Origin of the sequence: Rhodococcus sp. P14, from assembly GCF_000256505.1 — a bacterium.
Lineage (GTDB): Bacteria > Actinomycetota > Actinomycetes > Mycobacteriales > Mycobacteriaceae > Rhodococcus > Rhodococcus ruber.
Genome location: NZ_AJFC01000279.1, coordinates 24688 through 37057 on the forward strand (window position 1 = coordinate 24688; position 12370 = coordinate 37057).

12 protein-coding genes are annotated in these 12370 nt (G+C 70.3%); 3 read left to right on the forward strand and 9 right to left on the reverse strand.

The window, feature by feature from the left end:
- Positions 1 to 60: 60 nt before the first annotated feature.
- Positions 61 to 1920, forward strand: a complete 1860-nt coding sequence (locus tag OEY_RS0119635) for a BCCT family transporter (RefSeq protein WP_043805608.1) — start codon at positions 61 to 63, stop codon at positions 1918 to 1920.
- A 49-nt stretch (positions 1921 to 1969) separates the two neighbouring features.
- Here the strand turns inward: OEY_RS0119635 and OEY_RS0119640 are convergent, their stop codons facing one another.
- From OEY_RS0119640 to OEY_RS0119655, 3 genes are all read right to left on the reverse strand, one after another.
- A complete protein-coding gene (locus OEY_RS0119640; protein ID WP_010595513.1) occupies positions 1970 to 3511 on the reverse strand; it encodes an SDR family oxidoreductase in 1542 nt (513 codons plus the stop codon).
- Entirely contained in the window at positions 3508 to 4872 is a 1365-nt protein-coding gene (locus OEY_RS0119645; protein ID WP_010595514.1) for a TIGR01777 family oxidoreductase, read from the reverse strand. The genes OEY_RS0119640 and OEY_RS0119645 overlap by 4 nt, the downstream gene beginning before the upstream one ends.
- 238 nt (positions 4873 to 5110) lie before the next feature.
- Entirely contained in the window at positions 5111 to 6475 is a 1365-nt protein-coding gene (locus OEY_RS0119655; RefSeq protein ID WP_010595515.1) for a cryptochrome/photolyase family protein, read from the reverse strand.
- Positions 6476 to 6545: 70 nt separating this feature from the next.
- Here OEY_RS0119655 and OEY_RS0119660 point away from each other — a divergent pair, with 70 nt between their 5' ends.
- Entirely contained in the window at positions 6546 to 6770 is a 225-nt protein-coding gene (locus tag OEY_RS0119660) for an RNA-binding S4 domain-containing protein (RefSeq protein ID WP_010595516.1), read from the forward strand.
- 64 nt (positions 6771 to 6834) lie between these two features.
- On the opposite strand, the gene OEY_RS0119665 is transcribed toward OEY_RS0119660, so the two are convergent.
- The 4 genes from OEY_RS0119665 to rraA all read right to left on the reverse strand — a co-directional run bounded on the left by OEY_RS0119665 (position 6835) and on the right by rraA (position 8721).
- Positions 6835 to 7041, reverse strand: coding sequence for a hypothetical protein (locus OEY_RS0119665; protein ID WP_010595517.1), 207 nt, complete (start codon positions 7039 to 7041; stop codon positions 6835 to 6837).
- Positions 7042 to 7172: 131 nt separating this feature from the next.
- The gene (locus OEY_RS0119670; protein WP_010595518.1) at positions 7173 to 7592 is read right to left on the reverse strand and encodes a hypothetical protein; all 420 of its coding nucleotides are present in this window, start codon (positions 7590 to 7592) and stop codon (positions 7173 to 7175) included.
- 97 nt (positions 7593 to 7689) lie between these two features.
- On the reverse strand, positions 7690 to 8208 hold the full coding sequence (locus OEY_RS0119675; RefSeq protein ID WP_234420143.1) for an acyl-CoA thioesterase: 519 nt from the start codon (positions 8206 to 8208) through the stop codon (positions 7690 to 7692).
- Positions 8209 to 8226: 18 nt separating this feature from the next.
- Positions 8227 to 8721, reverse strand: coding sequence for a ribonuclease E activity regulator RraA (gene rraA / locus OEY_RS0119680; RefSeq protein ID WP_010595520.1), 495 nt, complete (start codon positions 8719 to 8721; stop codon positions 8227 to 8229).
- A gap of 146 nt (positions 8722 to 8867) precedes the next feature.
- Between rraA and OEY_RS0119685 the strand changes: the two genes are divergently transcribed.
- Positions 8868 to 9620 (forward strand): FadR/GntR family transcriptional regulator, encoded by a 753-nt coding sequence (locus OEY_RS0119685; protein ID WP_026137856.1) that lies wholly within the window; start codon positions 8868 to 8870, stop codon positions 9618 to 9620.
- Positions 9621 to 9727: 107 nt separating this feature from the next.
- Here OEY_RS0119685 and OEY_RS0119690 read toward each other — a convergent pair whose 3' ends face one another.
- Together OEY_RS0119690 and OEY_RS0119695 are read right to left on the reverse strand one after the other, a co-directional pair.
- Positions 9728 to 10105, reverse strand: coding sequence for a DUF5313 family protein (locus OEY_RS0119690; RefSeq protein WP_010595522.1), 378 nt, complete (start codon positions 10103 to 10105; stop codon positions 9728 to 9730).
- Positions 10106 to 10124: 19 nt separating this feature from the next.
- A complete protein-coding gene (locus OEY_RS0119695; RefSeq protein WP_010595523.1) occupies positions 10125 to 11963 on the reverse strand; it encodes an AMP-dependent synthetase/ligase in 1839 nt (612 codons plus the stop codon).
- Positions 11964 to 12370 lie beyond the last annotated feature (407 nt).

Below are 12370 nucleotides of genomic sequence, written 5' to 3' on the forward strand. Positions count from 1 at the left end.
ACGTGGACGAGCCTTCCGATCGTCGGACCCGGCTCGTCGCGACACGAGGAGCTGGTGAAGATGATCCGCGACGCATGGCGGGGTTTGCTCAAGCCCGTCTTCGTTCCCGCCTCGCTCGTGATCCTCGGGATGATCGTGTTCGCGGTCGTCTACGCGGGATCGGCCGAGGGGGCGGTCGACGCGCTCAACCGTGCCATCACCGACGGCGTCGGCTGGTGGTACATCCTGATCGCCACCGGATTCGTGATCTTCGCCCTGTACTGCGGCCTCAGCCGCGTCGGCAACATCAAACTCGGCCGCGACGACGAACAACCCGAGTTCGGAATGCTGTCCTGGTTCGCGATGCTCTTCAGCGCCGGCATGGGCATCGGCCTGGTGTTCTACGGTGTCGCCGAACCACTCTCGCACTACGTCGATCCCCCGCAGGCAGGCCGGATCCCCGGTTCGACGGACGCCGCCGCCAATCAGGCGATGGAACTGACCATGTTCCACTGGGGTCTGCACGCGTGGGCGATCTACGTCGTCGTCGGCCTCGGTCTGGCCTACATGACGTACCGCAAGGGCCGGCCGCTGTCGGTGCGCTGGCTGCTCGAACCGCTCCTCGGACGCGCCCGCGTCGAGGGACCGATCGGGCACGCGATCGACACGATCGCGATCGTCGGCACCCTCTTCGGCGTCGCCACCTCTCTCGGCTTCGGCGTCCAGCAGATCTCGGCGGGCCTCGACTACCTGGGCTGGGTCGAGACGAACAACTGGCTCACCGTCGGGCTGATCGTCGGGGTGACGGGCCTGGCGACCTTCTCGGTGGTCTCCGGCGTCTCGCGCGGCCTGAAATGGCTGTCCAACATCAACATGGTGCTGGCGGCCTCGCTTGCGGTGTTCGTCCTGCTGCTGGGGCCGACGCTGTTCCTGCTGCAGTCGTGGGTGCAGAACCTCGGCGGCTACGCGCAGGCCCTGCCGGAGCTGATGCTGCGCACCGCACCGTTCGCCGAGGACGGCTGGTCGGGCGCGTGGACGATCTTCTACTGGGGCTGGTGGATGAGCTGGGCGCCGTTCGTCGGCATGTTCATCGCCCGCATCTCCCGCGGCCGCACGATCCGGGAGTTCGTCTTCGGTGTTCTGCTCGCCCCCACGTTCGTCGCGTCGCTGTGGTTCACGATCTTCGGCGACTCCGGAATCCTGCGGCAGCGCGACGAGGGCACCATGCTCGCCGCGGACGGCACCGTGGACACCGACACCTCGCTGTTCGTCCTCCTCGACGGCCTTCCGCTGGCCGTGGTGACGAGCCTGCTCGCGATCCTCGTGGTCGTGTTCTTCTTCGTGACATCCTCGGACTCGGGTTCGCTCGTGATCGACATCCTCGCCACCGGCGGCAACCTCGAGACCCCGAGGATCACGCGCGTCTACTGGGCGGTGCTCGAAGGGATCGCGGCGGCGGTGCTGCTGCTCGTCGGCGGCAGCGGATCGCTGACCGCGCTGCAGACCGCATCCATCGCAACGGCGGTGCCGTTCTCGATCGTCATGGTGCTGGCCTGCGTGTCGATGCTCAAGGCGTTCCGCTACGAGGTGGCGACCGCGCCCCGGTACCTCCAGATTGCGGTGAGCGCGGCGACGCCCGCCCCGGGCGGCCACGGCGCCCCCCACCGGCGGGGCATCTCCGCGACGCTCGCCGGCCTCGACACCAACGGAAACGGCGCCGCAGCGCCGGAGACCCGCGCACCGCTCGTCGTCGCCGTGCACGAGCTGCCGGCCCGTTCGGTCAGCGTCGACGCCGACACCGGACGGGTCGAAATCGACCACGGTGCCCGCCCGCAGGACCCCCTCGGCGGCGAGGTGTTCGACACCCCGGAGTTCGCCGAGTCCGCCGAGGGCGTCGCGCAACGGGAAGCCGACGAGCGACGCGCGACCACCCGCGACTGACGCCCGCCGCGACCGTCAGTCCGCCGCGCCCGCCCGCCGCGACCCAATGTCACATTGCGTCGATCGAATCGACCGGATGTGACATCGGGTCGGCGGGCGGGGTGCGTGCCGGATCGCGAGCGGCGCGGTGCGCGGCGCCCGCGATGTTCTCGAGCATGCCCTTGAAGATGATGCCGTGGAACGGCACGAGCGCGTACCAGTAGACCCGTCCCGCAAGTCCCTTCGGGAAGAAGATCGCCCGCTGGTGCAGCCGGGCCCGGCCCGGATCGAGCGGTTCGATACGCCACTCGAGCCAGGCCCCGCCCGGTGCCCGCATCTCGGCCCGCAGCCGCAGCAGGGTGGGCCGCTCGAGGCGCTCGACGCGCCAGAAGTCGAGCGCGTCCCCGGTGTGCAGGGTGCGCGGATTCCGGCGGCCCCGGGACAGGCCGACGCCGCCGGCGAAGCGGTCGAGCCACCCGCGGATCGTCCAGGCGAGGGGGAAGGAGTACCAGCCGTTCTCGCCGCCGATGCTCTCGACGACCTCCCACACCGTGCCCGCGTCGGTGTCGCAGTCGATGCGGCGCTCGTCCACGAAGACCACCTCGCCCGCCCAGTGCGGATCGGACGGCAGCGGTTCGGCCGGCGCACCGACGGGTGACGCACTCGCCCAGGTGGTTTCGACGTCGCCGCGCTCGATCTTGCGTAGCGCCAGCCGGACCGCCTCGCGGTAGCCGGTCAGTCCGCCGGGCGGCGGGGGGATCACGTCGTCGATGTCGTGTTCGGAGACCACCGCGTCGTTGCTCAGCGATTCGATCAGGGCCCGGCCCAGCGACGGCGGGATAGGGGTGACCAGCCCGATCCACAGCCCGGCGAGCTTCGGGGTGAGGACGGGCAGCACCAGGATGCGCCGCCGGCGCAGCCCAGCGACCTCGGCATACACCTGCATCATCTCGCCGTAGCGCAGCACGTCCGGGCCGCCGATGTCGTAGGTGCGGCTGCGGGGGAGCGGAGCGGTGGCGGCGCCCACCAGGTAGTGCAGCACGTCGCGCACCGCGATGGGCTGGATCCTGTTGTTCACCCACTTCGGGGTGGTCATCAGGGGCAGACGGTTGCTCAGGTGCCGGATCATCTCGAACGACGCGGAGCCCGAACCGATCACCACCCCGGCCTGCAGCGCCAGGGTGGGCACCCCGGATTCGACGAGGATCCGGCCGACCTGCTCCCGGGACCGCAGATGGGTGGAGAGGTCGGCCGTGTCCGGATGCAGCCCACCGAGATACACGATGCGCCGCACCCCGGCCGCCCGGGCCGCGGCGGCCACGTTCTCGGCCTCCGCGCGTTCGGTGTCGATGAACTCTCCGCGCCCACCCATCGAATGCACCAGGTAGTACAGGACGTCGACGTCCCGGCAGGCGACGGCCAGGGACTGCGGATCGGTCAGGTCACCGCGCACGATCTCGACGTCGCCGGCCCACGGCACGTCCCGCAACTTGTCCGGGGTGCGGGCCAGGACCCGCACCCGGTGGCCGGCGTCGATCAGCAGCGGCGCGAGCCGGCCCCCGATGTAGCCGGTGGCGCCGGTGACGAGGATGCGCAGCGCAGGGGTGTTCATTCGTTCTCCACGATGTGACCGAGCTGATGGCGCAGGCAGGCTTCGAGCTTCGGCCGGCGGAACCGGTGGCCGTGGTCGACCAGGCACTGCGGGACCACGCACTGATCGGCGGTGGCCACCTCCCGCGCGCCCTCGTCGCCGAGCAGCAGCCGGGGCCCGAATCCCGGCACCGGCAGCAGCGCCGGCCGGTGCAGCACCCGCGCGAGCGTGCGGGTGTATTCGTCGTTGCGAACCGGTTCGGGGGCAACGGCATTGATCGGTCCCCTGATCCTCGGATCGGCGAGGGCCCGGTGGTAGACGTCGAGCAGGTCGTCGAGGTCGATCCACGACAGCCACTGCCGGCCGCTGCCGAGCCGGCCGCCGAGCCCGGCCTCGAACAGCGGGCGCAGCAGCTGCAGCGGCCCGCCGCGCGGGGTCTGCACGATGCCGGTCCGCACCAGCACCACGCGCAGTCCACCGGACGAGGCGGGAGCGGTGGCGGCCTCCCAGTCGGCGACGACGTCGGCGAGGAACCCGGACCCCTGCTGCGCGTCCTCGGCGAGCGGTTCGTCGCCCCGGTCGTAGCCGTAGAGCCCGATCGCCGACGCGGAGACGAACGTCGCCGGCCCGTTGGGGGTGCGTGCCGCGAGTTCGGCCAGCAGCCGGGTGGGCCGGATCCGGCTGTCCCGGATCGCGGCCTTGTGGGCGGCGTTGAAGCGACCGGAGATCGAGGCGCCGGCGAGGTGGACGACGGCGTCGATGCCCTCGAGCAGGTCGGGTGCGGGCGCGTCCGGATCCCAGCGACGTTCGTCGTCGCCGCGCGGTTCGCCGCGCACGAGCCGGACGACCCGGTAGCCGCCGGTGCTCAGGTAGGCGCACAGCGCGGTGCCGACGAGACCCGACGATCCGGTGACGGCGACCGTCGCGGGTCGCACTCCCTGCTCGTGCGACCACTGATGGGCGGCGAGGTCGTCGGCGAGCTGGCGGTGCCGGTAGTAGAAGGTCTGCTTCAGCAGCAACTCCGGGACGGGCGTGTCGACTCGGTCGACGACCCGGGTGCGACGGGAGCCGAGCGCCTCGAAGGTGTGCTCGTGCCGCCACGGCATCACCAGTCCGGCGGGCAGCGAGGTGAGCCCGTCGCGGCCGACGCTGTCGACGAATCGCGCGGGCGGGTCGTAGGCGTCGGCCTGGTGTTCGGCGACCCACCGCAGTCCGCCGGGCAGGCCGAGCACGGCCCGGCCCGACTTCAGGGACTCGCTCTCGGAGATCACCCGCAGCGGCTGCCACGGGGGGAGCAGACGCATGATCGCGCCCGGCCGGCTGTGCCAGTCGAAGACGTCGCCGCGCGGCGCGTCGACGACGCTCGAATACGTGATGCCCATCGTGCCTTCCTCCGCCTGGTCCGGGTTCGCGGAAGCGGCGCCGGGATCGTCCCGGCGCCGCCGCGGAATCAGCTGGGAATCATGTTGATCAGGATGGTGTAGGCGTTCACCAGAGGAGTGTGGATTGCCATGAACGCTGTCTCGACGAGTTCTCGCACGGTGGTGTTCCTCTCGGTTGTCCGTCCGGGACGGGCGTTCCGTCCCCTCGGTATTCGGAGTGGTGCGCGGCCCGGATGGGTCAGCCTTTTCCGCCGATCCGCCCGTAGCGGTCGAGCGCCACCTGTCTTTCGTGGGCGTGGTCGACGATCGGCTCGGGGTACCCGTCCGGCGGGCCGTCCGGGAGCCGGTGCACGCGTTTGCCGTCCACACCTCGCAGTTCGGGTACCCAGCGGCGCACGTATTCACCCGTCGGATCGAACTTCTCCCCCTGCGTGAGCGGGTTGAACACCCGGAAGTAGGGCGCGGCGTCGGTACCGCTGCCCGCGGTCCACTGCCACCCGTGCTGATTCGAGGCCAGGTCGCCGTCGACGAGCCGGTCCATGAAGTGCCGGGCACCCCACCACCAGGGCAGATGCAGATCCTTGGCGAGGAAGGACGCGACGATCATCCGGAGCCGGTTGTGCATCCAGCCCTCGGCGAGCAACTGCCGCATGCCCGCGTCGACGATGGGGAAGCCGGTGCGGCCCTGCTTCCATGCGGCGAAGTTGCGTTCGGCGTCGGGGCCGCGGTCGTAGGCGATGTCGTCGAAGCGGCGGTTGTAGTTGCGGCGGGCCGTGTCGGGCCGGTGGTACAGCACGTCCGCGTAGAAGTCGCGCCAGGCCAGTTCGCTGCGCAGACGGTTCGCGCCCGCGCTGCGCTCGGAGCGCACGTCGTGCAGGAGGGTGCGCGGATGGATGCACCCGAATTTCAGGTACGGCGAGAGACGGCTGGTGCGATCGAGATCGGGCCGGTCCCGGTCGGTGTCGTAGTGCGGCAGGTCGTCGTCGCGGAACTCGTGCCAGCGGTGCAGCGCGGCCGCCTCACCGGCGGGCGGCAGCGTGGCGCCGTCGAGGTCGTCGTCGGCGGGGATCGGTACGCGCGCGTCGAGACCGCCGGGGTCGATCCAGTCGACGGTGCCGGCGTCGGTGACGGCGGGTGCGCGCCAGCCGTGCTCGTGCCACGCCCGTTGGAAGGGGGTGAACACCTTGTAGGGGGTGTCGTCGCTCTTGCGGATGCGGCCGGGGGCGACGGCGTAGGGCGAGCCGGTGCGCAGCAGCGGGACGTCGCCGAGCGCCCGCTCGACGGCGTCGTCGCGGCGGGTGCCGTACGGTCCGCGGTCGGCACTGACGTGCACCGCGTCGGCGTCGAGTTCCCGGGCCAGCGCCGGAACGACCGTGGCGGGGTCGCCGTGGGTGACGAGCAGACGGCCGCCGAGATCCTCGTCGAGGGCGCGCAGGCACCGCATCAGGAAGGTGCGGCGCGGGGAACCGGAGGGACGCAGCAGCGACTCGTCGAGCACGAACAGGGCGAGGGCACGGTCGGTGGAGTCGGCGACGGACAGCAGGGTGGGCAGGTCCCGCAGCCGCAGGTCGCGGCGGAACCAGACGATACCGGGGCGGCTCACCCGTCCAGTGTGCGGGAGAACGGGGCCGGGCGGGCGGGGAGCGGTCGTCCCGGGTGAGAGACTGGCCCCCATGTCCGACGTGTTCGAGGTGCCCATCCGCGACGAGTCCATCCGGCTCGGTCAATTCCTCAAGCTGGCGAGCCTGATCGAGTCCGGCGCCGAGGCGAAGGAAGTGATCGCCGAGGGGCTCGTCAGCGTCAACGGCGAGGTGGAGGTGCGGCGCGGGCGGCAGCTGCACGTCGGGGACGTCGTGGAGATCGGGACCGCCGCCGCGCGCGTGACGTCGGGGGCGTGAGCCCCGAGGTGACGGCGGTACGACTACAGCTGCCGTCTCCGGAATCCTCGAACCCCTGCGATTTTCAGGGGAGCTGCCGCACCTGCTTGCCGAGGGCGAACAGGCGGTGCGCGAGCCTCATGACGGGAATGCCCAGCGGAATCAGGATGATCGTCACGCACAGCACCCCGCCGACGAGCCACACCACCGCCGCGAGGAGTCCCACCACCGCGCCGAGCACGGCCGTGAGGATCCCCAGCACCGCATTGAGCAGGCCCTTCAGCGCTCGCATGACGACCTCCTGGTTATCAGTGTGCGCGCATACGGGCCGGGGCGCACCCGTTTTCGGTCGACCTCGCCGCACCGGACCGGCCGGCAGCCGATGCCCGGGTGCGGGAGACGGACGCCGTCCCGGATGTGTTGTCAGCCGGTCTCGTCCGTGTCCTTGTCCCCGTGGTCCTTCTCCTCGCGCCGGTCCAGGATCCCGGCGGTGACGCCGTACGGCAGGAAGCGCACCGATCGGCGCGGGTCGGTGTTGTTCTTGTGCGCGCGCAGCGCCTCGAGTTCGGTGGGGAAGACCTGCTCGACGCGGGCGGTCCCGTCGTCGTCGAGCGTGTAGATCACCCACACACCGTCGCCGGTCTCGCCGGCGGTGGGCGGTGCCGGGCGGGTGCGGGGTGCGCCCGCGAGGTCGGGGAAGATGCTCGCCCACGGGATTCCGGCGTCCGGTTGCTCGACGAGCCGGCCGATCTTGGCGGCCAGATCGCGCAGCCCCTCCCCGGCGTCGCGGAAGACACGGTCGAGGTCCTCCGGGTCGAATCCGAACGGGTTGTTCTCGCCCATGAGGGCCTCCTGAGGTCGCGGGCCGCGCGTGCGGCCGTGATTCCTCCAGTGTGGGCACTGTCGCCGGACCGCGCCACCATCCCGGTGTGGCGCGACCTCAGGAGGCGTGCGCCGCGCGGACGTTCTGCGACCAGTCGTGCACCCAGGCGGGCAGGTCGGGCAGGTCGGTGAGGGCGGGGAACGCCTGCGCGACGGTGTCCGGCGGGACGGAGCGGCCGTCGCGATCGAGCACGCGGAGTCCGATCACGGCCCGGGCACTGCTCGCCCCGTCCACCGTCACGTGCTGTTCGACGTACAGGTTCCTGGCGTCGGTACCGAGGAGGCGGGTCGCCACGTCGAACTGCTGCCGATGCCGCAGCGACCGGTGGTAGGTCGCCGTCTGGACGACGACGACCGTCTGCCACCGGTGCCGGCGGAGGGCCTGCCAGAGTCCGGTGCGGACGAACAACTCGAACCGGCCGAGGTCGAGAATGGTGAGGTACCGGCCGTTGTTCATGTGCATCGCCGCGTCGAGGTCGGCGACGGCCACGCGGAACGGAGTGTGCACCGTCTCGTGCGGCCGGACCGGATCCGCCTTGCGGGCGCGAAGAAATGTCCGCGCCGTACGCAGCGCCATGAGCATGCCGGCCCCCGGTCAGTTCTCGGCGCGGACGACGATGCCGTCGTGGTCGCTGTAGAGCATCTCGCCGGGGTTGAAGGTGACGCCGCCGAACTCCACCGGCACGTTCTTCTCGCCGGACCCCGTCTGGGTGCTCTTGCGCGGGTTGGTGCCGAGTGCCTTGATGCCGATCCCCAGGGTGCGCAGGATCGCCGAGTCCCGGACCGCGCCGTTGACGACGACACCGGCCCAGCCGTTGTCGACGCCGCGGCCGGCGATGATGTCGCCGACGAGAGCGGTGTGCACGCTGGCGTCGCCGTCGACGACGAGGACACCGCCGTTGCCGGGCTCGCTCAGGGTCTGCTTGACGAGCAGGTTGTCCTGGAAGCAGCGGATGGTGGTGATCCGGCCGGCGAAGACCTCGTGGCCGCCGAACTGGATGAACTGCGTGTCGCAGCTGCGGATGTCGGGGCCGATCTCGTCGGCGAGGTCGGCGGTGGCCGGAACGTCGTGGGTGGAGGGTTCGCTCATGTCGCCGAGAGTAGTAGGAGAACGCCGTCCGGTCGGCGCGGGGCGGATACCGGCAGATCATCTGCCTGTTTGAGTTCCAAACGGGTAGATTCTTGTATCCTAAGAGCCATCGGGGCTGGGATGGATTTCGCACACAGGACGGTCAAATGCCACTCGACGGAAGCTCGACGGTTGTTCGCGTGCCCAAGGCAGGTGAGCTGATCGCCGCGAGCCTGCGCCGGCAGATCATCACCGGGGAACTGCACGCCGGCGAGCCGTTGCCGAACGAGGCCGCGCTCATGGAACGCTTCGGCGTTTCCCGTCCCACGCTGCGGGAGGCCTTCCGCATCCTGGAGTCGGAAGGCATCATCACCGTCCTGCGCGGCGCCCACGGCGGCGCCCGCGTGCAGGCACCGGACGGCTCGACCGCCGCCCGCTACACCGGCCTGCTGCTGCAGTACCGGGGAGTCCCGCTCGCCGACGTGTACCGCGCCCGCACCGAACTCGAGGTGGACGGCGTCGGCCTGCTCGCCGCCGCCCCGGCCGGGCGGATCGACACGCTCGCCGAACTGGTCGAGCGGGGCGAGGGCCTCCTCGGCGACCCCGCGGCCTTCGCCAGGTACGACACCGAGGTGCACCGGGCGGTGATGGAACTGGCCGGCAACCAGACGATGGCGGCCCTCGCGGGGATGCTGCTCGACATCATGGACGCCCACAACGCGCTGTATCTCTCCACGCGCGCCGATGCGGCGGATCGTCCCGAGGCGGCGGTGGCGTTGCGCGCCAACCGCAAGCTCGTCACACTGCTGCGCGAAGGCGATTCCGAAGCGGCACAAGCATTCTGGCGCAGGCACCTCGACAGCGTCGAGCAGTACATGACGGGTGATTCGGCGACCACCCTCGTCGAGGTCCTGTCCTAGGACGTCGCGCGCCCGGTCGGCGCGTTCAGTCCGGGGCAGCGCGTCGAGTGGGTGTCACGCCGCCGATCTCGGCGCAGGCACCTCCCGCTCGGTCAGCGCCCGCTCGGTCAGCGCCCGAATCGCCGCTCGTACTCGTCGCGTTCGCGATCGGCCCGCACGCGCGCCTTCTCGCCGAGCAGGTTCGGGTCCAGGCCGTGCTGCTCCAGGCGGTGCCGCCGCCAGATCTGCATCAGGGCGATCGCGAAGTACACCAGGGGGATGAACAGCAGCGCCATCATCGCCAGCGGCACCCACACCGGCCCGGGGATGAGCAGGAACAGCGCGAGGAACGGCACGATCGGCAGGGTGAACCGCACGAGGTACCGCACCGTCGCGCCGGGGCCGACGAGGTCGTTGCGGACCCAGTCCTGAAGCGAGTCGGGGAGCGTGCGGCCGAACAGGTATCCGACGTACTGGGGGAAACTCGGTCGTGCACTACTCGTCATGCCACCGAGGATAGGCCGCTCATCCGTACAGCCCGCTGAGCCGGTCGGAGAAGTTGTCGATGACGATCTTGCGACGCAGCTTCATGCTCGGCGTGAGGTCCCCGGCCTCCACCGACAGCTCGCGGTCGATGATGGTGAACTTCTTGACCTGCTCCCACCGATTGAGCTGCTCGTTGAGCTGGTCGATGTAACCGCCGATGAGGTCTCGGGTCTTCTCGTCGTGCGCGATCTCCTCGAACGACTTGCCGCCCAGGCCGTTCTTCTCGGCCCACTCGTGGATCGCCTCGGGCTCGAGGCCCACCAGCGCCACGCAGTACGGCTGGCCTTCGCCGTGGACGATGATCTCGCTCGCATAGGGGCACAGACCCTTGAAGGTCGCGGCGATGGCGGACGGCGCGACGTACTTGCCCTGTGACGTCTTGAACATGTCCTTCTTGCGGTCGGTGATCCGCAGGAACCCGTCGGAGTCGACCTCGCCGATGTCCCCGGTGTGGAACCAGCCGTCGTCCTCGAACGCCTCGGCGTCCGCGTCGGGACGATCGTGGTAACCGCTCATCACACCGGGACCCTTGATGAGGATCTCCCCGTCCTCCGCGATCTTGACCTCGGTCTCCGGGAAGGGCCAGCCGACCGTGCCGAAACGGTACGCGAGCGGCCGGTTGAGGAACGACGCGGCGGAGGTCTCCGACAGTCCGTAGCCTTCGAGGACGATGATGCCGACGGCATCGAACCACTGTGCGACGTCGCGGTCCAGCGGAGCGGACCCGGAGACGAAGAACCGCAGCCGGCCGCCGAACCGCTCCCGGATCTTGGTGAAGACGAGCTTGTCGGCGAGCTTGTACTGCAGCCGGTCCAGCGGCGACGGGTTGCGGTCCTCCTGCTTGGCCTTCGAGACCCGTGTTCCGACCCCCACGGCCCAGTCGAAGATCTTCTTCTTGGCGCCGCCCTCCTCCGCCATCATCGCCTCGATGCGCGCGTGGGCCTTCTCGAACACGCGCGGCGCCGCGCCCATGAAGGTCGGCTGCACCACGGCGAGGTTCTCCACGATCTTCTCGACCCGGCCGTCGATGGCGGTGGGCATGCCCACCTGCAGCGGCAGGCTCAGCAGCACCTTGCCGAACACGTGCGACAGGGGCAACCACAGGTACTGCAGGTCGTCCGGACCGAGAATGCCGAGGGCATCGACGGCGGCGGCGGTGTACGTCCACGCCGAGTGCGGCAGCCGCACGCCCTTCGGCTTGCCGGTGGTGCCGGACGTGTAGATGAGGGTGGCGAGGTGATCCGGCCGGATCTCCCGGACCCGGTCCTCGACGGCGTTCGGCGACTCCGCGATCAGCTGCCGGCCGCGCTCCTCGAGGTCGGCCAGGGTGATCACCCAGTTCCCGTCCCCGGGGCCGTCGATCACGACCACCTGCTGCACGTCCGGTAGCTGTGCGCGCTGCTCGACGAGCTTGTCGACCTGTGTCTTGTCCTCGGCGACGACCACGCGGCTGCCCGAGTTGGAGACGATGAACCCGACGTCGGGAGCCTTGGTGGTGGGGTAGACCGTCGTGGTCGCAGCGCCCGCGCACATCACCGCGAGGTCGACGATCACCCACTCGTACCGGGTCGACGACGCCAGCGCGATCCGGTCCTCGGGCTCGATGCCGAGCGCGATCAACCCGGCCGCCAGCAGACGGACGCGGTCACCGACCTGCTGCCAGGTCACGCTCTCCCACCCGTCGTCCTTCGGGAACCGGAACGCCTCCGTGCCCGGGCTGGCCGCAATTCGGTCGAGGAAGAGCTGAGCCACCGACGGGGCCCGCTTCTCGATCTTCGAGTGGTCGACCGGCTCGTCGGAGATTCGCAGCGCTGTCATACCCCGAGTCTAGAAAGGCCGCACGCACCGCGGGGAGGGTTTGGGCTGTTCACTCCGGCTTCCGGCCCACGCTTACCGCGCCTGCCGGTGCTGTCGGGCGTGGGCGAGAGCCGCGGCCGCCCGCAGCACCCGCGGTGCGCGCCGGGCGGTGCGGCGCCCGGTCCGGTCGAGCACGGACAGGTCGAGGGACCGGCGCGCGATCGGCGTCGGTCCGTGATCGCGTCGGTGAGCCGCACCCACTGCGCGACGAACCTCGCGGCTGTCTCGCCGGGGTCGTGGCCTGGGGGCACCGTCCGCCTGCGGGGGACGATGAAGACACTTCTGCATTCGGTCTAGGTTTACGGCTTACAGATGGTGACGAAAATTACCATTTACGCACAATACCGTTTACTTATGGCGATGGGACA